Annotated in this window: 17 protein-coding genes and 1 pseudogene; 2 read left to right on the forward strand and 16 right to left on the reverse strand. The window is 60.2% G+C overall.

Annotated elements, in window-relative coordinates; genetic code table 11:
- From VEZ38_RS15680 to VEZ38_RS15695, 4 genes are all read right to left on the reverse strand, one after another.
- Nucleotides 1-660: alpha-L-rhamnosidase N-terminal domain-containing protein (locus tag VEZ38_RS15680; RefSeq protein ID WP_324895044.1), on the reverse strand; the 660-nt coding region annotated here is incomplete at its 3' end.
- Between the two features lie 326 nt (nt 661-986).
- A complete protein-coding gene (locus tag VEZ38_RS15685; protein WP_324895046.1) occupies nt 987-1,982 on the reverse strand; it encodes a Gfo/Idh/MocA family oxidoreductase in 996 nt (331 codons plus the stop codon).
- 131 nt (nt 1,983-2,113) lie between these two features.
- Nucleotides 2,114-3,709 (reverse strand): diguanylate cyclase domain-containing protein, encoded by a 1,596-nt coding sequence (locus VEZ38_RS15690; protein WP_324895047.1) that lies wholly within the window; start codon nt 3,707-3,709, stop codon nt 2,114-2,116.
- 273 nt (nt 3,710-3,982) lie between these two features.
- Nucleotides 3,983-4,852 (reverse strand): cell wall hydrolase, encoded by an 870-nt coding sequence (locus VEZ38_RS15695; RefSeq protein ID WP_324895049.1) that lies wholly within the window; start codon nt 4,850-4,852, stop codon nt 3,983-3,985.
- 267 nt (nt 4,853-5,119) lie between these two features.
- On the opposite strand from VEZ38_RS15695, the gene VEZ38_RS15700 reads away from it, so the two are divergent.
- Complete coding sequence (locus VEZ38_RS15700) at nt 5,120-5,413, forward strand: Dabb family protein (protein ID WP_324895051.1); 294 nt, start codon at nt 5,120-5,122, stop codon at nt 5,411-5,413.
- Between the two features lie 49 nt (nt 5,414-5,462).
- Here VEZ38_RS15700 and VEZ38_RS15705 read toward each other — a convergent pair whose 3' ends face one another.
- From VEZ38_RS15705 to VEZ38_RS15740, 8 genes and pseudogenes are all read right to left on the reverse strand, one after another.
- Complete coding sequence (locus VEZ38_RS15705) at nt 5,463-7,178, reverse strand: methyl-accepting chemotaxis protein (protein ID WP_324895053.1); 1,716 nt, start codon at nt 7,176-7,178, stop codon at nt 5,463-5,465.
- Between the two features lie 231 nt (nt 7,179-7,409).
- Complete coding sequence (locus VEZ38_RS15710) at nt 7,410-7,805, reverse strand: hypothetical protein (protein WP_324895055.1); 396 nt, start codon at nt 7,803-7,805, stop codon at nt 7,410-7,412.
- Nucleotides 7,806-7,849: 44 nt separating this feature from the next.
- A complete protein-coding gene (locus tag VEZ38_RS15715; RefSeq protein ID WP_324895057.1) occupies nt 7,850-9,073 on the reverse strand; it encodes a MerR family transcriptional regulator in 1,224 nt (407 codons plus the stop codon).
- A gap of 44 nt (nt 9,074-9,117) precedes the next feature.
- A pseudogene (locus tag VEZ38_RS15720) lies at nt 9,118-9,237 on the reverse strand (TIGR00266 family protein); the annotation flags it as partial.
- 226 nt (nt 9,238-9,463) lie between these two features.
- Nucleotides 9,464-10,111 carry a carbohydrate-binding family 9-like protein gene (locus VEZ38_RS15725; RefSeq protein ID WP_324895059.1) on the reverse strand — a complete coding sequence of 216 codons (648 nt, stop codon included), beginning with the start codon at nt 10,109-10,111 and terminating at the stop codon, nt 9,464-9,466.
- Nucleotides 10,111-11,244: an aminotransferase class I/II-fold pyridoxal phosphate-dependent enzyme gene (locus VEZ38_RS15730; RefSeq protein WP_324895061.1), complete on the reverse strand. Its 1,134-nt coding sequence runs from the start codon at nt 11,242-11,244 to the stop codon at nt 10,111-10,113. Before VEZ38_RS15730 ends, VEZ38_RS15725 begins: the two co-directional genes overlap by 1 nt.
- Nucleotides 11,245-11,285: 41 nt before the next feature.
- On the reverse strand, nt 11,286-14,126 hold the full coding sequence (locus VEZ38_RS15735) for a family 78 glycoside hydrolase catalytic domain (RefSeq protein WP_324895063.1): 2,841 nt from the start codon (nt 14,124-14,126) through the stop codon (nt 11,286-11,288).
- 17 nt (nt 14,127-14,143) lie between these two features.
- Nucleotides 14,144-14,932 carry a phytanoyl-CoA dioxygenase family protein gene (locus VEZ38_RS15740; RefSeq protein WP_324895065.1) on the reverse strand — a complete coding sequence of 263 codons (789 nt, stop codon included), beginning with the start codon at nt 14,930-14,932 and terminating at the stop codon, nt 14,144-14,146.
- A 105-nt stretch (nt 14,933-15,037) separates the two neighbouring features.
- On the opposite strand from VEZ38_RS15740, the gene VEZ38_RS15745 reads away from it, so the two are divergent.
- Nucleotides 15,038-15,922 (forward strand): AraC family transcriptional regulator, encoded by an 885-nt coding sequence (locus VEZ38_RS15745; protein ID WP_324895067.1) that lies wholly within the window; start codon nt 15,038-15,040, stop codon nt 15,920-15,922.
- Between the two features lie 57 nt (nt 15,923-15,979).
- Here the strand turns inward: VEZ38_RS15745 and VEZ38_RS15750 are convergent, their stop codons facing one another.
- From VEZ38_RS15750 to VEZ38_RS15765, 4 genes are read right to left on the reverse strand one after another with little or no spacing between them, the layout of a single operon-like run.
- Nucleotides 15,980-17,677 (reverse strand): hypothetical protein, encoded by a 1,698-nt coding sequence (locus tag VEZ38_RS15750; protein WP_324895069.1) that lies wholly within the window; start codon nt 17,675-17,677, stop codon nt 15,980-15,982.
- The gene (locus VEZ38_RS15755) at nt 17,674-20,163 is read right to left on the reverse strand and encodes a hypothetical protein (protein ID WP_324895071.1); all 2,490 of its coding nucleotides are present in this window, start codon (nt 20,161-20,163) and stop codon (nt 17,674-17,676) included. Before VEZ38_RS15755 ends, VEZ38_RS15750 begins: the two co-directional genes overlap by 4 nt.
- Nucleotides 20,164-20,178: 15 nt before the next feature.
- On the reverse strand, nt 20,179-21,045 hold the full coding sequence (locus VEZ38_RS15760) for a carbohydrate ABC transporter permease (protein ID WP_324895073.1): 867 nt from the start codon (nt 21,043-21,045) through the stop codon (nt 20,179-20,181).
- Nucleotides 21,046-21,071: 26 nt separating this feature from the next.
- The gene (locus tag VEZ38_RS15765; RefSeq protein ID WP_324895075.1) at nt 21,072-21,980 is read right to left on the reverse strand and encodes an ABC transporter permease; all 909 of its coding nucleotides are present in this window, start codon (nt 21,978-21,980) and stop codon (nt 21,072-21,074) included.
- Nucleotides 21,981-21,991: the final 11 nt, after the last annotated feature.

The raw sequence follows: 21,991 nt of genomic DNA on the forward strand, positions 1-21,991 counted from the left end.
CGTACCGTAGTTCTCCTCGACTCGAACGATGGCGCTTGGATGAACGACCTCCCGCCGAAGGAACGGAATCTCGCGCGGCAGCAGCCTCGGCCAAGGGGAATCCGCCTGCAGCGCGTCCGCGACGACGGTCGCGCGCTCCCACCCGACCTCGTCGTATTCCGCCCGCTCCCACCCGTCTTCTTGTTCCGCTAAATAAATTTCTTTGTATCCGCCCCAGAGATGCATCCTAGAGACGGATTTTACCCATCTGGGCGAGCGCCGGCATCTCCACGTTCCGTCCGTTGCGACCGTGTACGCTCCGTCGTCGGTACGTATGTCCAGCTGCGCGATCATGCCGCCGGGTCCTTGCCGCTGCATCGTCACGATGTCCGCCGTTCCGAAATTGTAAGCCGCGATCGCAAGGCAGTTATCCCCGAGCGTCAATCGATCCGCTACTTCGTAAGCGTCGAAATATTTCCAGGCCATGTCGGACGGCGACGGTCCGAAACCGATCTCCGTGCCATTTATGTATACTTTGTATTCTTGGTTCGCGGAAATGCGCAACGTGGCCGAACGAACCTGTGCATCGACGGGAAAGACGGTCCGCGCTTCGGCATATACGTTGGGCGTTCCCTCCGGTACATCGATCCAAATCCACTTCGCTTGCCATGTATGATTCATCCCGGTGGCCTCCCTCCCGCTAATAATAAAACCATCCACTTACGTATACCCTATAAATAAAATATATACGTTAACGTAGGTTTTATCAAATAATTTTTATACTATATACTTTGGTATTTGACGATCCGCTCGTAACGAATGAACACCTACTATGGAGCGCGTGGGAAAATTTACTTTTTCTGCATCCAAAATGTATACGTTAAACGCCCACAGGCGGCAAAGGCAAAAAAGAAAAGGCATAAGCCCGGAAAAGTACCGGACTCATGCCTCCTACTCGGCCTAGCTGTACGCATGCTGCTTCATCGGTTTCACCCGAGAGTTCATGGCTAACGATCGGCGCGATACGTCACGCCCCACTCCCGGCGTATGCGATCCATAGTCCGCATGACGCCCAGCGTCTCGTCCAGCGGCATAACCGCGCTTTCCGTCCGCCCCGAACGGAGACAGCGGACCGCTTCCTCCGCCTCGTAGCGGGACCCGCGCCCTTCGCTCGAATCCTCGAATACATCGACGATCTTATCATTGACGACTAGTTCGGCCCTGCGTCCCGACGGGAATACCGGGATCCGAATGCTCCCCTTCGTACCGAGAATGTACGCCTCGTGCGGCGTCTTTAGACGGGTACCGGAATTGATCACCGCCGATTTGCCTCCGGGGTAAGAGAAGAGCAACGAAAATTGCTCGTCCACCCCTGTCTCGCCGATTCGCGCCGTGCTGAAAATTTGTTCGGGCTGCTCCCCATACACCATGGAAGCGAAGCTGATCGGGTATACGCCCAAGTCCAATAAAGCCCCTCCGCCGAGCTCGGGGTCGAACAATCGATGCTTCGGATCCCAGTCGATGCAGATGCCGTAATCCGCCTTGACGATCCGCGCTTCCCCGATAAGGTCGGCCTTCAGCCACTCCCGGACCTTCGTCATGGCCGGCAGGTAGCGCACCCACATCGCTTCCATCAAGAACAAACCTCGCTGCCGCGCGATCTCGATCAGGTGCGCCGACTCGCGCGCATTGATCGCGAACGGCTTCTCGCACAGAACGTGCTTCCCGGCCTGCAAACATAGTAACGTATGCTCGTAGTGCATCGTGTGGGGCGTCGCCACGTACACGATATCTACCGCGGGGTCCCGCGCCACTTCCTCGTAGCTGCCGTATTGGTTCGGGACGTCGAATTGTTCGCCGAACGCGACGGCCCGCTCCAAAGACCGGGAGCCGACGGCCGCGATTTCGCTCGTGGTCGACAACTCCAAATCAAGCGCGAATTTTTGCGCAATGTTACCCGGACCGATGATTCCCCATTTGATTTTCTCGCCGCCGCCCGCCATACGGCCACCTCCGTCACGAGTTCTCGCTATTTATCGTTCGTATCGATTCACCTCCATTATCCTCCTAGGTCGAGAGCGGTTACAGTGCAAGAATTCAACATTTTATTAGTTTTTTTGTTATGTTGCGCCGCTTACGGGTTTGCCGCCGTGTACATTCGGTTTTTCCCGCCGCCCTTGGCCTTGTACATCGCCGCGTCGGCGGCTTGGAGCAGCGTATCGACGTCCCGCCCGTCCCGCGGGAAACAACTCATTCCGATGCTCGAGGAGATGCGAATGGTTTGCGTCGGAAGCTGCAGAGGTCGGTTTTCGAAGTCGGAAACTAACCGCTCGGCAATCTTCCGCGCCGTTCCTTCCGAGGCGACGCCCGTCAGCAGTACAACGAATTCGTCTCCGCCTAGGCGCGCCGAAATCCCCAGCGATCCAACCGCATTCCGGATCGTTTCCGCGACATGCGCGAGCAGCCGATCTCCGGCATAATGCCCGTAACTATCGTTCACCCGCTTAAAATCGTCCAAATCGATGAGCAGTACGGCGAACAAGAAGCGATGGTCCTCGGTTGCGCGGTCGATCGCTTGAGCGATTCGATCGTACATTTGCGCGCGGTTCGCTAGTCCGGTCAGCGGGTCGTGGTACGCTAAGAAGGCGACCTTGTTCTCGTTGGCTCTTTGTTCCGTAATATCGCGGGCGATGTAAATTTGAAGCTGTTGGTCGTCGAAATCGAGAAACCCGTTGTCCCATGCCGCTAACAAGGTTCTCCCCTCCGAGACGGCGAGTTCCATTTCGCGGTCCTTCTTTAATTCCCGGCGGGCAAAGTCGATTTTGTATTGCTCCAGCTTTTCTTCGCGAACGGGTTCGGGGTACAAGTCCGTAACGAGCCGAACCTTGGTCTGCAGGAGATCCAACACTTGCTTGGCGGCAGGATTCACCTCGACGATCTTCCCGTTCCGATCGGCGATAATAATGCCGAAGGTGGAACGTCGGTGCAGCATCTCGTAAATCTGGAGTTGGTATGGAAAGAAATTATGTTTTACCATCTCCATTCGGAACGACCAAGCCCAGAATAAGGAGGCGATCAAGCCCAGTTCCGGCATCGCGGGGAGATCGAAATGCGAAATCAATCCGGCTTCGGCGGCTGTAAGGAAACCGATGACCATACTGATGTTCGCCAAAAGCAGCATTTTCCGAAACTTTTGTTTCTCTCGTTCCTCATTCGATCGTTTCATTCCGAAGTATAACAGGATGTTGCCGGTCGCCGTAACGAGCAGCATATAGACGTTGTATGCAGGGTACAAACCGCCTTTGGCGATACGCAGCCACGGTTCGTCGATATACCAGCCGCTAATGATGGTATCGGTACACGTGGATAATACAAAGATGGATAGAAACGGAACATAGCCGAACGCATACAGGAGCCAGCGAGGCATGTTACGCTCGACCTTCGTTACTTTGACATAGAAAAGAAGCGAAAAAAATAACGTCGCGATCGACACCGGGACCGTACCCCACCGATATACGAGGATTCCCGCCTCCGGAGGCAGCAGGTACGCGAGGGTTTGGCATATATATTGATAGGCGAACAGTAAAAGCAAAGCGCTAAAAATCCGGTTTGTAGCGCTGCTCTTGTTTCGCATGTAGACATCGGTGGCTAATGCGGTCAGAATGACCGTGGGGAGAAAATAACAGCAAACGACGATCAGAACAAAGACGGTATCCGTCAATTCAACCACCCTCGTATAACAAAGTTGCGACCGTTACTGCGCTAAGCGGCTTCTGGTTCTAGATGACGAGAATGGTCGTTCATTAATTATGCTTATATTTTAATGGATTAACGTTAAATAGTCACTTCTCTTTTTGGAAAAAGAACGGCCCGCCCCGCGTCGGGACGAGCCGTCGTATGTTTTCTTACTCGACCGTTAACGCATCCGCGTTTTCGCGATGTACGTTGCTGCCTTCTCCGATCGCCCGGGAGCTTACCCAGCTTACTTAACGGGATGAAAACTTTATTTCGCAAAATTATGGTTCTCGTAGGAGGCCACCACATCGAGCGCGTCCCAGAACGAACCGCTCGTCACGTCGGGGTTGTAGAAATATACCGCATCCTCGACGTTGTTTTTTCCGTCCAACGCGTCTCTGGCGGCGCGAAGCGCGATCTCGCCCGGCTCGCTGGCGTCAAGCAGCCCGTTGTGCGCCGGCGGAAACTGCTTCCCCGCGTAGATGACGTCCCGTATCGTAGCCGGGAACCGCGGATCCTTCACCCGGTTTAAGATGACGTTCGCGATCGCCAGCTGCCCTTCGTACGATTCATATCCGGCTTCTACCTGGACCAGCTTGGCCAGCAGCTGCAGCTCTTCTTCGGCGTAAGGTTCCGCCGCCCGAAGGAAGCCCGACACCGCGTCTTCGCCCGGTGCAAGCGTCCGAAACGAAGCGAGGCGCTCGTCCGCGCGCCACTCGACGTCGACGCTCAGGAACGCCGCGAAATAGCGGATCGGAAGATAAGTCCGGCCGTCCGCGAGGAAGGGCGCAGCATCCATAAGGTACCGTGTGCCGTCGACGGTGGCGACCGGTACGCCGATGCGCATGGCGATCGTGCGTCCGTCCGCGGTACGAATGGTCATTTTCTCTTCGTGCGGCTCCCAGTCGACGGCGCCGTCGAACTGTCTCGCCAAGGGAGCAGCCGGAAGAAACAACCTTCCTTCCGCGATGCGAGCCGGATCGTCCATGGCCGCGATGCGACCGTCGATCGCGGCGCTCACGCCAGTGAGCGCGACGCCCCCGTCCGTGGCGAGCGCGGGGGGCGCCGCGGCGAGCATAGGCAGCAAGGCGATTATAGGAAGCAGCGAACGTTTCGAACTTTTTTTTCTGTTGCCCATAACAGCCTCCCTATGAATTTGATTTCTGTTCATAGTCTCTACTATCGTATAGGGAACTCTCGGGTAAGGCAAGTCGTTCGTCGGGCGGCAAGGCGGAGACGGCCCTGTGATTTTGTGTCGTAACGCGGCGATTTCTGCACCTTTCTGCGGTTGCTCGGGAAATGATGATACGTAAACGTCCGGGCGATCAGTGGATTGTATCGCCGTTTTCGTGCTATAGTTCTTTAGATTATAGTTTTAGAAGAACAAGAACGAGGGGGAGTTTCGATGATCGATCGTATCATTCTCGTGAAATTCGGCGAGCAAACCAGCGAAGCGCAGCTTAAGGAAATCGTGGAGCGCTTTCGGGCGCTGCGGCAGCATCTGACCGGCGCCGTCGAAGTGAACGCGGGCATCAATTTCTCGGATAACAACAAGGGGTACCAGCTCGTGCTGCGGGTCCGATTCGAGAACAAGGAAGCGCTGGAGGCATACGGTCCGAATCCGCATCACCAAGCGGTAGCGGCGCTCATCCGCGAGTACGGCCGGGAAGACAGCATCGCGGCAAACATTGAAATCTAACAAAAACAGCGATGCGCCCTGCGAGGCGATCGCTGTTTTTTCTTACGGATCACAAGCGGAATCGTTGAATCCGCTCCTCTAATTCCTTGGCCGCCTGCGTTAAAGTGAGCGCCGAGGCGGACACTCCCTCGATCGCGGCGCGCTGCTCGTCGGTTCCGCTCGCCAACGTTTGGGCCAAGGATGAGGTGTGCTGGGCGAGCTCCGCGGTCGAAATCGCCGTCGCCGCCACTTCTTCCGACCCTGCGGACAGTTGCTCGGCGATGGCCGAAATTTCCTGAATTTGTTCGTCCACATTGTTAACGGCTTGCGCGATTTCGGCGAACGTGCGCCCGGTTTCTTGGACGGAGCTCATGCCGGTCTGCACTTGCAGCACGCCGTTCTCCATCGCTCCGGCCGCGGCGAGCGTAATGCCTTGGATTTCCTTCACGAGTTCGGAAACCTGCATGGCCGCGGTCTCCGACTGCGCCGACAGCTTCTTCACCTCTGCCGCGACGACCGAAAATCCAAGTCCGTGTTCCCCGGCCCTCGCCGCTTCGATCGCGGCGTTCAGGGACAACAAGTTGGTCTGTTGGGCAATGCCCGAGATGACCCCGATGAACTGTTGAATTTCTTCCGAGCACGCTTCCATTCTCCGAATTTCGTTCGCCAGATGGGTGACGGCGGTATGGATCGCGTTCATGTGCACGACGGCATCCTGCACGAGGACGTCTCCCTGCCGTACCATGAGCTCGGTTCGGCTGGAGGCGTCGGCCGCATCCGTCGTCGCCCCCGCGATACGTTGAATTCCGTAGCTCATTTCCTCCATGGCTCGAGAGCTGTCCTCCGCACCGCGGTGCTGCGTGAGAGCGCTTTCCGCCATGTTCTGCACAACTCCGACCGCCTTCGTAACCATAGAAGCCGTCGTATCGGCATTCGAGGACAGCTCCGCCGACGAGGCGGCGACTTGGTGCGCGGTTCTGGCGACATGGCTTACGAGCTCCCGCAATTGCCGTACCATCTCGTTCGTCGCGACCGCAAGGTCGCCGATTTCGTCTTTATTGGAGACGACGACCGGCTCGACGGACAAATCCCCTTTCGCGACGCGGGTAATCGCCGTCGTTACCCTCTTCAACGGGATCGAGAGCAATCGCGTTACGACGAACGCGAGCAGGCCGACCAGCACGATGGAACCGACGATAATGAGAATCGTGACGCGCAGCGCCGTTTGGAACGCGTCAGCCGCGTCTTTCTCGGATTGGATAGCGCCGTCGTGATTGTAAAGGACAAGCTGGTCCACGAAAGATTGGAGGGTAATGAATTGTTGCAGCTTTTCGATCAGCGTCTTTCTTGCAAGCGTATTGTAATCGGCGTCCTTGGCGCTATTTTCCAAAATGGTTTGGTTTTCGTTCTTAAAGACCGACCAATATTGCTTTAATTTATCGAAGCTTTCTCGTTCCTCCGGATGATCGACCATAGCGCCGTACGAGGCGAAAAGCTCGTCGATCGCCGTATAGGTCGTTTGGATTTCATTCAACATATAATCCTGTTGGCTTTCGTCCTCCGCGTGAATATGGCGGAACGTCAGCGTGACGACATGTTCCATTAAGTAGGCCATACGATTCGCCGCTTCGACTCCCGGCATCCATACCCCGGCGATCGTTTCGGTATCCTCCTTCATGGCATTCATTCTGTTAATCGCGGAAGAACCGAGAATGCACATTAAGAGCAAAATGAACGCGAAGCTTGCAAGCAGCTTCTTTTGTACAGACCACCGCAGTAACTTCATTTTGATCCTCTCCCCAAGTATGGACTCATTGTTCTCCACAAATGAAATGTGGCATTATGTGGTCTTCGAATAATTATTCTTCACCAAACCACATTTTGTCAACATAATTCTACAAATTTCACCAAACTTCATTCCCGTTGCAGGGCACTTCGTGGCGGACGTTCTTATTCAACAAAAAAACAGCGTCGCCTCCGAAGCGGCGATCGCTGTCGATGAACCCTACCCACACCTCTAGAGCGTGGGCAATTGCGCAATATCTTCGTAAATCGCTTTCCCTTTTTCCATCGCGACTCTGACCATTTCGTCGGCGCCGAGCGACGCTCCGCCGACCCGAAGGACGGCGTCGCAATGGTCCAACAATCGGATCGAGCTCGGGTGAAAGATACGGTCGAAGACGGCGTCGCCGATTCGCTCGGAGCCGGCCTGCGCGACTAAAGGCAGCGCGTACCATTCCCCTAATACCGGCAAATGTCCCCTCTCGTACACATCTAAGGCGATCCGATTCATGAATTGGAGATTGCGCTCGATCAGCAGCGGGTCGTCGTTCGTTCCCGAACGATACGGTCCCGCGATTAAAATATGCAGCGCACCCGGCGCCGCCTTCTTTCCGTCAGCAATTGCACTCACTGCGTTCCCCTCCTATCGATGCTTGCAAGTTCGAGTATAGAGGGTTACGTTACGTCACCTACAAGCGTTTTTTTCGCTGCAAAGTAGCCGAGCTCTTTTCGGATTCGAATCGCCCCTTCCCGTGCAAGCCTATCTGTCAGCATGCGCGCGAATCGGCGGTAAGCCGCTCCGGAAAGTTTGTGCTCCGCGTACGTCCCCGTAGAAGTGATGTAGTTTAGCAGCGGTTCGGGCGAGGTGACGAGCAATTCGTCGTCGTAACGCACGCGCCGTACCGACGGGAAGAAGCGGGACAAGAGCTCGTGCCCGCCGTCGAGGGGGAATCGCTGGATAACAGGATCCAATACGCGGATCGCGGGATCGAACGATCGCGCAAGCGTCTCGATCTCCTCCAAGTGTCGCAAACCCATCGTGGAACAATAGAAGACGCCGTCCGGCTTCAGCGTCCGCCGCACCTCGGTCAACGCGAGCGGCAGATTCGGGACATGGTACAGCATATGGTTCGCGATGACGATGTCGAATTGTTCGTCGTGGAACGGGATCGACTGGATATCGGCCGGAAGGAAGGCGAAACGACGGTCTGCCTCCATTCCCTTCCGAGCTTCTTCCACCATGCCTGGAGACAGATCGGTTACCGTAATCCGCCAAGTCGCCGGAATACGCTGACGCCGCTCCCTCCACAGCTTGCCGTCTCCGCACCCGAGCTCCAGAACGGTTAGACCGGATCGGTTCCCCAGCTGCTCGTAAAACCAATCGTGCCAGCTTTGCGGGTTCACGCTGCATCGATCGTATAATTCCATACGTCGCCTTAATCTCTCGGCGTTGCGGTACTGGCGGAACCCGTCGCTTTCCCGTTCGACCGACCGGATGAGAGTGACGGCCGCTTCCCAGTCGATATGCCCGCCGTTCAGCTCCAGCCTGGCGAGCGTTTCGTCGATCGCGCGGCGCACGGAATGGAGGTGAGCGGACCGATCCACGATCGCTTCCCTCTGAGCGTTCAAGGAATAGGAGAGGCCGCGTCCCGCCTGTTGATCTTCGGCCAGCAGCTTCCTTATTTCTTCGAGCGACAGCCCGATGTACTTCAACGTTTGAATTTTCTGCAGCTCGACCAGGTCGTCCTTCCCGTACCGTCTAGCCTGCGAAGCTTCGTTGCGCGGGGCGCGCAGCAGTCCGATCTGATCGTAATATCGCAACGTCCGCACCGTAATTCCCGTGAGCTTTGATACTTGCCCCGTCGTTAAAAGCCCGATGTTCTCCCCCGCCCGCTCCATGCCGTTTACCGGTGATCGCCGTCCAGCAGTTGGCCCAATCTGTTTTTCCCGCCATATTCCGAAAGGTCGAACGGCACGATCTTTCCCGGATCAGGAGCGGTCATCGCCACATGCTGCTTGCCCCTGCCCCGCTTCGTGAAAACCGTCATTAAGATGGTAAAGCCGATGTCGTGCGCGTTTCTCATGCCGCTTCCCGCTCCTGTTCGCAATAGAGTTACTAGGTACTATCATACTGGCTCTGCGATGCGGCCGTATATACCTTTCTTCCCATTGCAACTTTTATCGTTAAACATTAATGTGATGTAAAGTTAATCAGTTTAACTATTGCTAGGAGGCGCCTTTGCTTGGAAAAGGAATGCGCGAAGCCCGGACGGGGCAGGCGTAATCCGGCTATTCGAGACGAATCGTTCCGAAATCCTCCGCGCGATGGAAATCCGGGGCCTCGGAGCGGACGGGGCGCCATGCCCCATAGTGGGGAACGTCCGTCGCGTCTCCGCATTTGTAGAAATTTCCGCGCAGCTCCGCGCCGGCAACCGGCCGGAAGGCGGGGAAATACGTTCGAATCAAGGCGAACGGAATGCCGCACGCGAGCTCCCAATAGGTGCGCCCGGGGTCTTCGGGGTCGCGAAGACCGAGACGTGCCGCGATGCCCAGCTGCTTCGTAAGCCCCGTCAACCGTTCCCGCTTTCGTCCCTCGCCTAAACCTAGGAGCATCGCGCCGTGGGCATTCCATTCGAAGTTCAAATACCGGTCGTCTTCGAGCGGCAGCGGCTGCAAGAAGCATTCCACGCAGCTGTCCTCGTACACCGGGTCGTTCTCGCGGGTATATCTTGCCAGCGGATTGGCTTCGTACGTTCGAAACCGGAGAAACAGCTTCTCCGCGTTGTAATAGAGCCGGACGTCGACCTCCGGTCGGTAGCCGGCTCCCTCCTTCTCCCACAAGTAGTGCTCGACTCGGATCGGATTCGCAGCGTCGAATGCCTCAGCGGACGGCGCCGCGCCGGGGGCGCCTTTGCGAACCAAGTACGACTCCATCATTACGAATGGGCTCCCCGCAGCGCCTGGTCGAGATCGTCCATCAGCGCTTCGGCGCGCTCCAGTCCGATCGAGATTCGAACAAGGCTTCTAGGGATGCCCCGCCGCGCCGACGTTTCGTCGTCGACCCAAAGCCCCGGCGTATTGATCAAACTCTCGAAGCCGCCCCAGCTCGGCCCTTCCTCGAACAGGCGGAGCTTCTTCACCATCGGCATCACGCGTTCCGGTCCGCCGCGCAGCGCGAAGCTGAGAACGCCGGTCGTGCCGCGCATCTGCTTGAGACCAAGCTCGTATTGCGGGTGCGACGGCAAGCCCGGGTACAGCACGCGTTCGACGAGCGGGTGCGCTTCGAGGAACGCCGCGATCTGCCGCCCGCTCTCTTGGTGCTGCCGCATCCGCACGGGAAGCGTTCGCAGTCCGCGGATGAGCAGCCAAGCCTGATGCGGATCCATGACCGCGCCGAGCAACCCGCGCTCCTCGCGGGCCAACCGCTCCATTCGCTCCCGGTCGCCGACGACGACGCCGCCGAGAATGTCGCCGTGCCCGCCCAAATATTTCGACGCGGAGTGCACGACAAGGTCGATACCGAGCGCGATCGGGTTTTGGAACAGCGGCGTAGCCCACGTATTGTCGACGACGGTCGTAATGCCGCGAGCGCGCGCCAGCGCCGCCACGGCCTGCAAATCTTGCAGCTCGAACGTGTTGGACAGCGGGCTCTCGAGGTAGATCACCTTCGTCTCGGGCCGTATGGCCGCCTCGATTTCCGTCAAGTCGGCGCCGTTCACCGTCGTCGTCGATACGCCGAAGCGTCCCATGTATTGCTGTAGGAACGTCAAAGTAGGCCCGTAGACGTTCAAGGGACAAATGACGTGGCTCCCTTGCTCGAGCAAGCTGATCAAGACGGCGCTGATCGCCGCCATGCCGGACGAGAAGCACAGCGCCGCTTCGCCCTCCTCGAGCGCGGCCAGCTTGCGTTCCGCGATCTCGATCGTCGGATTCGCGACACGGGTGTACGTATACCCATGATTTACGGTTTTCCGCGTGAAGACGGTCGTTTGGAACAGGGGCGGAACGACGGAGCCGAGAAATCGGTCGTAGTCTTCTCCCCCATGGGTACAAATTTCTTCCTTGTCCATGAGAACCCCCTTGTGCCGAGTCCATCGGGACCCGGTCGGCGTTATAGCCTTACGATTTCAATATCCCAATCGGGCCGATCCAATCCTTCGGGCGACACCTCGATGCCGGCCGGCACCTCGACCCGCATCGTTGCGCGCTCCCCTTCGCGGGACCAAGCGCAGTCGATCCGGCCGTATGGCGTCGGCACGAAGCCTCGCGCCCAGGCGAGCTCCGTCTCCGGCGGCGCGATGCGAATGCCGGCGAAGCCGGGCGCCGTCCGCTCGATGCCGAGGAGCAGATGCGGAAGCATGTACGCCGGTCCGGCGGACCAAGCGTGCGCCTGGCTGCGCGGCTCGCCGAACGTCTCCCACGTCGTCGTCGCGCCGTGGCGGAGCATGCGGCCCCAGTCCTCGCGAATACGCTGCAAGATGAGATCCGGCCGACCGAGCCGCTCGAGCGCCTCGAACAAGTAGAAGGAGAAGAACGGCGTGCCGATTCGCTCCCAATGCGCCGGCGGATTCAGCAGCGAAGCGATGAGGGAGGCGTCCTCCCGTTCGGACAAACAACCGGTCAGGTAAAGCAGAAGATGCGTCTGAATGCTGCGCGTGGGAGAAACCCGGCCGTCGCGGAACACGCCGTCGACGTATTCCTTCGCTTGTGCATCGTATAGCTCGTCGCGCAGCGCCCGCCTCAGTCTCTCGTGCCACGCGGTCAGTTCGATCGCCTCCTCCCGCGCGCCGAGCGCCTCCGCCAGCTCCGCGGCGAGGCGGTGGCAATAGGCGAGCAGCGCCTGCTGGGCGGTGACGACGCCGGCGGAAGGCAGCTGGAGCGGCGCCCAATCGAGCAAGTTCCACGACGCGGTATCAAGCAGCCCCCGGTTGTTCAGAAAGCTTCGATACGTCTCGAGCGTCTGCGCGATGTGCGGCCAAATCTCCAGAAGGAAGTCGGTGTCGCCGCTGTAATCGACGTATTCCTTGCAGGCGATCAGCCAGCTGAACGTCCACATCGGAATGGCCGCCTGCCAATCCGTGGGCAGCAAGGCGGGAAGAAGCGGGCTCTGGCCGCGTCCGCGCGGCACCATCGTCAAGCAATGACGCGCCAGCTCGTACGCGCCGAAGGCGCGATAGCTGACGAGCGCGCTGATACGGCAATCGCCGACCCAAAACACCTGCTCGTACGTCGGACAGTCGACGAACGTGTCCTCCATGCACATGTGCGCCGTGTGCCGCGAAATTTCGAAAATATCGTTCAGCAGCGGGTCCGAGCAGCGGAACGCGTTCTGCGTGACCGGGTAGCTCGTCTGGCGAAGCTGAACGCCGTGCAGCGCGACCGGCCCGGACGGCTGCCGGACCGTCAGCATCAGGTAGCGCAGCCCCATGCGCGACCAGGCGCGGTACCGCTGCCGACCGGAACGGGCGCGGTACCGGAACGCGTTGTTGCAGCCTGACGTGTAGTAGATCGTTTCGTCCGGACGAATATACTCGAATCCATAGGCGTCTATGACCGTCCCCTCCGGCGCCGACAGCTCCAGCTCCAGGACGCCGACGTACACTTTGCCGAAGTCGAGGATCAGCTCGATGTCGCCGCCTTCCGACGGCGCGGGGAGCGTCGCGGCGGCCCCATGCAGCAGCCGTTCCGCCGCCGGGGTGACCGGCAGGCGCCGAAGCGTCTCCTTCCGCAGCATGAGCGAATAGATCATGTGATCGACCATGACGGCTTCCGGCGGGACGTCCTTGCCCCAGCCGCGGAACGCCGACAGCGCTTCCGCCGTGTCGCAGCCGCGGACGGCCGCGAGCTGCGGCAAGTCGGGGTCGAGGCCCGTCCGCTTCTCGACGCCGCCGAAGATCAACGTATGCCCGTCGGCCTTCGGCTGCATCGCTTGGAAGGGACCGAACGTCACGAACGAGGCCGCCTCTTCCGGGGAGAACGGGTGAACGAACGTCGGTTCGGGCGTCAACCGCAGCTCGATATGGGTAATGACGTCGTTGTGAACGGCGCCGATTTCCATGAGGAACAAGTGGTCTCCAGGCGGCAAATCGATGTCGTCGCCGGCCGCATACCACGACTCGCCGATACGAAAGCGCCCCTGCACGCCGTTCCAAGGCGTGTGTGCGAACGAGATCGTGCCCCGCGTGACCGGCGCGACGGTACGCAGCATCGAAGCCAGAAAGCCGCTGAATACCCGGGAATTCGCATCCCGCTCGCCCGGAAAGAAGTTCTCCCGCATGTTGACGGAGACGACCTTACACGTCGGTACGACTTCGCGGATCGCGGTGACGTGAACCGGACGAAGCACGGCTTCCGCGAGCGTCTCGATCGGCCGCCTGCGCAGTTCCCCCCATGGTCCCGCGTCCGCCGCGGCGACGACGGCGGAAACCGACCAGGCCGCGTCGTCGAACGCGGCGGTCGTCCAGTCGCCGTCTTCCTCCGCGGCGGCGTCGTATATTTCCATCCAACCGAGGTTGACGTTGCGCTTAACCGTATTCCGTTCGTACGCGGCCGCGCGCTTCCACAACCATGCCGCGTCCGTGCCGATCGTCCCGGCGCTCGTCCGGTCGGTCCAAGCCAGCTCGGCGATGAGCCCCGCCTCGCCCTCGATATATTGGTAATTCGAATGACCGTAATGCCACACCTCGACCGCGATCGCATTGCGGCCGCGGCGAAGCTGCGGCCGAATGTCGTACGTATCGAAATACCAATGGCCCGGGGTCGAGCGGATCGGCCCGGTCCCGATCTCCTCCCCGTTCACCCACAACCGGTACCGGGAGTCGGCAGATATTTTCAGCTCCGCGAGGTCCGGTTCGCCGCCGTCCCATTCGAACGTTCTGCGGAACCGGATCCGCTCATTGACGGGCTGCCGCTCCTCGGGACCCCAAATCCATGACGCCGCGTTCCAAACCATAGCCGCGCCTTCGCCGGTCACGCCAGCCTCGGAAAGAGCGCGCCGGCCAGCTTTACGCCCGGCGCAAGCGTCTCCGGCAGGACCGGATGCTTCTTCCCGTTGCTGACGGTGCCGTCCGGCATGTAGATAATCGCCAGCGCCCTTCTCGGGCGGTCGGTCCGGTTCGCATGCGCGTAGTGGAACGTAAAGCCGTCATGGAACGTGCAGCTGCCCGCCTTCATGCGGCAGATGACGGCCGTGTTGCGGTCGGCGGCGCCGTCCGCTTCCTCGAACAAATCGTGGGGCTCGACGAAGTCGACGTTCTTCAAATTTCGGATGCGTTGGGATTTCGGCACGAACATCATGCAGCCGTTGTTCTCGTCGACGTCGTCGAGCGCGATCCAGATCGAGAGCGCCCCGGACGGCTCCATCGGCCAATAGCCGTGATCCTGATGCCACGGCGTCGGCTTCGAGTCGTGCGGCATCTTGAACAGCGCATGGTCGTGGAACAGCCGAATGCCGGACGCGCCGGTCAGCTGCTTCGCCAGGCCGGCGAACCGCTCCGACAATACGAATTTCGCCATGCCGCCGTGGTCGCGCCACGTATTGACCCGCTGGTTGAGTACGTTGAAATAGGCGCCGCCCGCTTGCGACGTTTGCAAGCCGTTCGCCGGCGCCGCTCCCATCGCCTCGTCTAAATATTCGCGCAGCTCCTCCAGCTCCTCCGAGCTGAGGAGGTCGTCGATTTGAACGAAACCGTTTTCCCGATAATATTTCACTTGCTCATCCGTCGCGGCTACCGCTTTCGTCGATTGGAATGGAGTCATCGGTTGCATCTTCTCCTTTATCAAGTAAGATAAGATTATCTTACCGCCAAGCGCCGCGCGCTTCTTGGAGGATATGAATAAAAACATGGAGGATCCGCCAAAGCGATGACCATTTACAAAGGCGACCTGTATTTTGCGACCATGGATTTTCCGTTTTATATCGACCGGTATACGATCCGCAAAGGAGAGGTCGTTCCGTCGCATACCCATGATTTCGTCGAGCTCGTCTACGTGGCGAGCGGCTCCGCGAAGCATATCATGGACGGCCGCGAATACCGGCTCGGCGCCGGCGACGTCTTCGTGCTGGAGCCGAGCGTGTACCACAGCTACGAAGGCGCGTATGCGGAGGAAGCGGTCGTGTACAACGTCCTCTTCGATATCAGCTTGCTGCGGAACGAAATCGCGTCCCTCCAGCAGCTGCCCGCCTTCGTCGACTTCTTCTTCCTAGCGCCGTTCCTGCGTCAGAACGCCGCCTTCGTCGCATATACACCGCTGAAGGAGCCGCAGCGCGCGCTCCTCGAGCAAAACTTGAACGCGCTGCACCGCGAGTTTCGCGATCGCTTGGACGGCTACCCGCTCATCGTCAAGACGCGGCTGCTCGAATGCCTCGTCCTGCTCAGCCGCTTCCATCGGGAACGGCGGCAGCCGGCGGTGCCGCGGGAGAGCGCCGACGATTATATCGATACGATCGCGAAGTTCGTCGAACGGCATTACAGCCAGCCGATCAGCTTGGAGGAAATCAGCCGCAGCGGCGGCATGAGCGTCTCCTCCTTCACCGCCAAGTTCCGGGCGGCGCACGGCCAAAGCTTGATCGAATACAAGCAGAGCATTCAAATTCGGGAGGCGTGCCGGCTGCTGGAGACGACGGATCGCAAGGTGCTCGACATCGCCCACGACACCGGGTTTAACGACATCAGCTTCTTTAATAAAATGTTTCGGAAACGCACTGGCATGTCGCCCCGGGAATATCGCCGACGTTCCCCGGGATAACGAACAGCCGCCTGCGGATGTCGCGCGGCGGCTGTCGGTATGCTAGGGTTGTACACGTTAATCTTGCGGCGCGGCAGCGATCAACGCCTTCCGGCAAGGAACGCCGTATTTGATTTCAAGCGCTTCCCCCGGTTCGGGCTCCGCGATCGGCACCCACGCGACAGCCGGCTTCGAGACGGCGCGCGCGCGAACGCGCGGCTTGCCGTCCGGGTCCACCCCGTCGATGCGAATGGACCGGCGCTCCCGTTCCCAGTCGTTGATCTCCCGCGACGTCCAGAACGCGAACCCGCGCCGTTTCGCCTCGGCGACGACGTAACGCAGCGCGTCCCTCGCCTCCGGGCGATAATGAAGATGGTACTGGTGGAACAAGAAATGCGCGACCCCCTCGACGCGGCGGACGCGCTCGAGCAGCGGGGCGACGATGCTCCGATCCGCCCACGTGCCGATGTCCAGGTCCTGCGTCAAAAACCCGAGCTGCAGCACGTCGTAGTATCGGTTCCGTTCGTCATGCCAAGCGATCGGGAAATACGGGCGGCACGTGCCGAACGGCATGCCGACGTTCCCGCGTTTGCTCGGACCGCGCGTCTGATCGAGCTCGATGCCCTGCGCTTCGCACCATTGCCACAGCTCGCCCCAGCCCTCGAAGCGCGTGTAATGATTTTTATTGGAGACGATTCGCTCGTCGCCGATCGTCGCTCGGAAGGCAGCCAGCTGCCGGTCGAACGCGGCTTGCGACCATTCGCCTCCGTCCTTCGCCAAGGCATTATAGTGGAACGCCAGCTCGTGGCCGTCCCGAACGACGCGTTCGTAGACGTCCGGGCCGAAGCCGGGCTCGATCATGCACCAGCAAGAGCGAATGTCTGTCTCTGCCAACAGATCGAGCGTCGTCCACGCCGACTCCGGCACGTTCAGGTCGCTGTCGTGGGAGACGAGCCCGACGGCATCGACGCCGTCCGGCCACGCGCCGACGAAAGGCAGCGTCAGCCCTTTCGCGAGCGCAGCGGAAAGCAGCTGCCCGGCCACGAGCTCCCGCCATGCATCCGCGTAAGGGAACGGAAAATATGGGTTGCCGGTTTCCGTCGTATCGCGGTCGTAGTCCCAATGCAGCTCGCATTGGTCCTCGGCCTTGAGCAGCCCGTCGTCGTAAGGGGCCGTGCCGTCCGGCGCGGGCCACCCGTCCGTCAGCACGGGCGCCGTGCCTTGTTGAAGACCGACGATTGCGCCGGGAATATCGACCGCCCAGCGGTGAAGGACGCCCTCGCCGATGCGGAACGTCAGGCAAGCCGGGCCGGCCGCCGCGCCATGAGGCGACGCTTGGCGAATCACGCCCGCGGATTCCGCCTCGTACGCGCCCGACGCGTCCGGCGTCCAAGGATCCGCCTTAAGGAACCGCAACGGTTCTTCCCCTGCCGCCGGATGTCCGGCGACCGCGTACCCCGGGCCGACCGCCGCGCCCCGCACGCAGCCGAGACGGCGTCGGAACGACGCGAGCCCCGCGAACGCGATCGCCGTTCCGCCCGTCTCGATGTAAGACCACAGCCGGTCCGCGTCTTCCGCCGTCTCGTCCGCAAGCAACGCGACGACGATATCGCAAGCGCCCGCGGACAAATCGCCCGAATCCTCCAACAGCCTGAAGGGGATGCCCGCTTGGTCCAGCACCTCCGTAATGTACCGTTCGAAGACGTTCACGCCAAGCCGCCAACGCCGTTCCGCCGCGTGCCTCGGGAGCAGCACGCCCACCTTCGCCATTCTCATGCCGTCGCCTCCGTTCGCGTTACGTCAACTGCCCCATGCAGTACGATGCTTTCGCCGTCGGCAAGCAGCGCTGCGGCTTCGCGCCCGGAGCCTAGCCGTATCGTCACGGCGACCGCCGGCCCGCGGCGACGGACGACGAGACTGCCGGCCGCGGCAACGATGTCGATCGTTCCGGACAACGCCGTTTCCGACACCTCGACCTCGCCGAGTCGCGGCAGGAAGCCGCTCTGCCGCATCGGCAGCGCCCCGCGCCAGCGCAGCGCGCCGGACGCAGCATCCCATTCGCAAGCGCCTTCGTAAATCGGAAAACGCCGGTCCGCGACGGTCGTCGTCCCTTCCGCCAGCACGGACGTCCCGGCGAAGTTGACGTAGACGAGCTCCGTTCCGGTTTCGACCAAAATCGCATCGTCGCCGGACGTCGCCCACAGCCGCGACGCGTCCGCTTGCCGCTTCGTCTCTTCGACGTCCGCGTTCGGCAGCGTCAGTGCAATGAACGGCGCTAAGCGCTCGCCGGCGTCGAAGCGGCGGGGCGACCGATCGTTCAGCGCGAGCAAATCTTCGATGCCCTTCCACTTCGCGTATTCATGGCGATTTACGTACGTCACGTCCTCCGTGCCGAACAGCACATAGCCGATCCGGCCGTCCAGATTGACCCACGGCGTCGCGCCGAACCGATGCGTGCGGTCGGGGTCGCGGCCGTAATACCCTTCGAATCGCACCGACTCGGCGGCGGTCGTCACGACTTTCTCGCCTCTCGCCCGCTCCGGCATCGCGGCGTACCGTTCGTTCCGAACGCCGATCAAGCCGGTCAGATGCTCGGCGAGGAAACACGAGCGAGTCGCCTCGACCCGCTCGGCATACAAGCTCCGCCCGTCCGGCAGCGAGACGAACGCGACCTCTTGCAGCAGCCGGCCGCCCGAACGCCGAAGGCCGGCGACCGCGCCGAAGCCGTTCGCATACCCGGTCACGCGGCAACGCTCGGCTTCGACGACTTGCTCGTCGCGAAGGAACGTGCCGGGGGCGGGTTCCGCGCCGTTCGGCGCGGCGTCCGAGACGACGAACGTGCCGGTATAACTGGCGAAGAGCGGCGTCACGTCCCATAAGCCCCGTTCGGGGACCGTGAGCGCCATGACGTTGTTGCGCCAGCTAAAGCTTGAAAACGCGCGCTCCGTCTTGTGGACGATGATTCCGCCATGAGGGTACTCGCGGACGCCGCGCCATGGCGTCCATGCCGTGGACGCGTCAAGCTCGACGCCGCCGAACGCGCTGAGCAGGTACGCCTTCACGAAAGAGACGACGGCGTTGTGCTCCATATCTTTCGCGGTTTGAAAATCTTTCTTGACGATCCACAGCGCTTCGCCGTTCTCCTCCAATAAGCAGCCTCGGGCGTTGCTGTCCTGGAGCCGCTCGATCGCGTCAAGCGACTCCAACGCCAGCTTCCCGGCGGCTTCGTGACCGTGGAGCGCGGCCATGGCGCAATGCGTATGGAGCGCTTCGTGCTGACGATTGTACCACCAGCTTTGGCCTTGGACCGGAATCGACATCCCGTCGGTATGCGCCCAAGGCAGCAATGTATGCTCGTAAAGGTCGACGTTATGCCGGACGACCTCCTCCGGCGCCGGTTCGCCGCGCATCATCGCAAGCAGCGCCGTCGACGACCGCAAATTGATGCCCGCCGCCATATAGGTCGGATGAACGAAGGCATGATTTTCCGCCGTCCAATCCGGGTGGAAGGTAACCGGCGCGGAGCTTCCGAGCGCGATGCGATCTCGGAACGTATTGACCGCCCCTAGCGCCCATGCCTTCACTCCCTCCCTCCATCCGGCCGCGCGTTCGTCTTCCGGGAACATATACGCCGCCGTCGCGATGCCGAGCGCCGTCCAGGCGTTCTCCTCGCATTGCGTATCGACGTAGACGCCGGGACGCGGCGCAACGGTGCTCCAGCGGTCCGCATATGAGCAGACGACGGCGCGGACGAGCGAACGCGTCTCCTCGTCCAGCTCGCTCCAGAGCAGCCATGCCGCAAGGCCGAACTGGTTCAGCGCGACGCCCGCCTGCGTCGCTTGAAAATAAGGATCGCGGCGCCCGCCCCATTTCGTCCCGCTGCAGGCCGGGTTCGCGCTTTGCACTCGGACGCATTCCTCCGGACCGGTATCGTGCGTAAAGCCGAGGTACCGAATGGCGGAAATCGCCATGTCCGCCGCTTCCTCGCGGCGCATGCCGGCCAAATCCGGGTCGAACCGGCCGAGCTTCGCGGCGACCGCGAAGACGAGCGCCGTGCCCGCCGTCTCGAGCCCGTACCAGTAAGCGCCGCCGAAGAAGTGGCCGCACCGCGCCCGCTCGGGCCACGCCCGGTATTCCCCGCTCGCGAACCGCACCCACTTGAGCAAGACGCGGTACATGCGGGATGCGCCCTCCCCTTCATGCACTCGATCCCATGCGATTTGCGCGCAGTCGAGCGGCTCCCCCGCTGAACGTTTTTCCATCCCCTGTACCCTCCTCTATTCCTTGAGTGACCCTAACATAGCCCCTTTAACAAAGTGCTTTTGCAAGAAAGGATACACCATCACGATCGGCAGCGTCGCGAACAGAATGACGCCCGCCTTCATCATCTCCGGCGTCGTCGCCGCGAGCGCAGGGTTGTCGTATACGAGCACGTTCGCCTGCTCCTCGACGACGAGCTCGCGCAGCACGAGCTGCAGCGGATACAGCGTGCGGTCGCGTAGGAAAATCAGAGCGCCGAAGTACGAATTCCATTGGCCGACCGCATGGAATAACGCCATCGTCGCCAGCACCGGCTTCGAGAGCGGCAGCACGAGGCGGAAATACACGCTGATTTCGTGGCTCCCGTCGATCTTCGCCGCATCGAACAGCTCGGAGGAGATGCCCTGAAAGAACGTCTTTAAGATGACGACGTAGAACGCTCCGAGCGCGCCGGGGACGATCAGCGACCATAACGTATTTTCCATCGAGAGCTCTTTCACGACGAGATACGACGGAATCATCGGAATGGAGAAGACGAACGTCGCGATGATGCCTTTCATAATCCAAGCGCGCCCCGGCATGTACGCGCGCGATAAGGCGAACGCCAAGCTCGTGCTTAACAAGAGACACAACGCGGTGCCCGCGACCGTAATATAGATGCTGATGCCCATGGAACGCCAAAGCCGGTCCATGCCGAAAATTTCCCCGTATACCTGCGTTTGCAGGTCCTTCGGCCAGAAGCCGACCGTCCGCGCGTTCACGTGCTCGATCGAGCTCAAGGAGAGCGCGAGCAAGTGTACCAGCGGGGCCAGCATCGACAATGCGATGAGAATTAGCGCGACCGCGTTGAACCATTCAAACCACCGCTCCGATCGATAGCTCATCGGGCTCCTCCTCTCAAGGGATCCGTCTAATAGATGCTTTCGCCCGTCGTTTTCCTGCTCAATTGATTGAGTCCGACGACGAGCGCGATGCCGATGACCGACTTGAACAATCCGATCGCCGTCGTATAGCTGAACTGCGCGCTAAGCAAGCCGACGCTGTACACGTACGTATCGATGACTTCGCCGACGTCCCGCACGAGCGGGTTCATAAAGACGAGCATTTGCTCGACGTTCGCGTCGAGCAGGTTCCCGATGCGCAGCAAGAACAACACCACGATGGAGGGCAGCAAGGAAGGCAGCGTGATATGCCACATGCGGCGCCACCGGTTTGCGCCGTCGACCATCGCCGCCTCGTACAAATTCGGATTAATGCCGGCCAGCGCGGCTAAGTAAATGATCATGCCCCAGCCGACTTCCTTCCAAATGCCGAGCGATACGATCATGCCCACGAAGGTGTCCGGGTTCGTTAAGAAATCGATCCGCTCGATGCCGTAAGACGCCAGCAGCTTGTTGACGACGCCGGTCGGGTTCAGCAGCTGCGTGAAGATGCCGCCGACAATGACCCAGGACAAGAAATGGGGCAAATACAGCAGCGTCTGAACGGGACGCTTGATCCAGCTTTGCCGAAGCTCGTTAAGCAGCAACGCGAGCACGAGCGGCGCGGGAAAGCCGAAGACGATCGAATAGAAACTGATCACCAGCGTGTTTTTCAATATTTCGTAAAACTCCGGATACAGAAACATTCGTTCGAAATGAAACCAGCCGACCCAAGGGCTTTCGAACACGCCTTGGAAGATGTTGTAGTTTTGAAACGCGATCACGTTGCCGAACATCGGAATGTACTTAAAGACGACGAAGTGCAGAATGCCCGGCAGCGCCAGCAGCCAAAGCAGCTTTACGTCGTTGCGGTATATGCCTTTCGTAAAACTCCTCATCCGTATCTACC

It is taken from the genome of Paenibacillus sp. (genome assembly GCF_035645235.1).
In the GTDB taxonomy this organism is placed as follows: Bacteria; Bacillota; Bacilli; order Paenibacillales; family YIM-B00363; genus Paenibacillus_AE.

Coding starts and splice junctions, on each gene's coding strand:
- VEZ38_RS15685 (WP_324895046.1), bottom strand. CDS start 1,982: ATGGCGGGCGGCGGCGAGAAAATCAAATGGGGAATCATCGGTCCGGGT.
- VEZ38_RS15695 (WP_324895049.1), bottom strand. CDS start 4,852: ATGGGCAACAGAAAAAAAAGTTCGAAACGTTCGCTGCTTCCTATAATC.
- VEZ38_RS15700 (WP_324895051.1), top strand. CDS start 5,120: ATGATCGATCGTATCATTCTCGTGAAATTCGGCGAGCAAACCAGCGAA.
- VEZ38_RS15705 (WP_324895053.1), bottom strand. CDS start 7,178: ATGAAGTTACTGCGGTGGTCTGTACAAAAGAAGCTGCTTGCAAGCTTC.
- VEZ38_RS15715 (WP_324895057.1), bottom strand. CDS start 9,073: ATGGAGCGGGCGGGGGAGAACATCGGGCTTTTAACGACGGGGCAAGTA.
- VEZ38_RS15725 (WP_324895059.1), bottom strand. CDS start 10,111: ATGATGGAGTCGTACTTGGTTCGCAAAGGCGCCCCCGGCGCGGCGCCG.
- VEZ38_RS15730 (WP_324895061.1), bottom strand. CDS start 11,244: ATGGACAAGGAAGAAATTTGTACCCATGGGGGAGAAGACTACGACCGA.
- VEZ38_RS15735 (WP_324895063.1), bottom strand. CDS start 14,126: ATGGTTTGGAACGCGGCGTCATGGATTTGGGGTCCCGAGGAGCGGCAG.
- VEZ38_RS15740 (WP_324895065.1), bottom strand. CDS start 14,932: ATGACTCCATTCCAATCGACGAAAGCGGTAGCCGCGACGGATGAGCAA.
- VEZ38_RS15745 (WP_324895067.1), top strand. CDS start 15,038: ATGACCATTTACAAAGGCGACCTGTATTTTGCGACCATGGATTTTCCG.
- VEZ38_RS15750 (WP_324895069.1), bottom strand. CDS start 17,677: ATGAGAATGGCGAAGGTGGGCGTGCTGCTCCCGAGGCACGCGGCGGAA.
- VEZ38_RS15755 (WP_324895071.1), bottom strand. CDS start 20,163: ATGGAAAAACGTTCAGCGGGGGAGCCGCTCGACTGCGCGCAAATCGCA.
- VEZ38_RS15760 (WP_324895073.1), bottom strand. CDS start 21,045: ATGAGCTATCGATCGGAGCGGTGGTTTGAATGGTTCAACGCGGTCGCG.
- VEZ38_RS15765 (WP_324895075.1), bottom strand. CDS start 21,980: ATGAGGAGTTTTACGAAAGGCATATACCGCAACGACGTAAAGCTGCTT.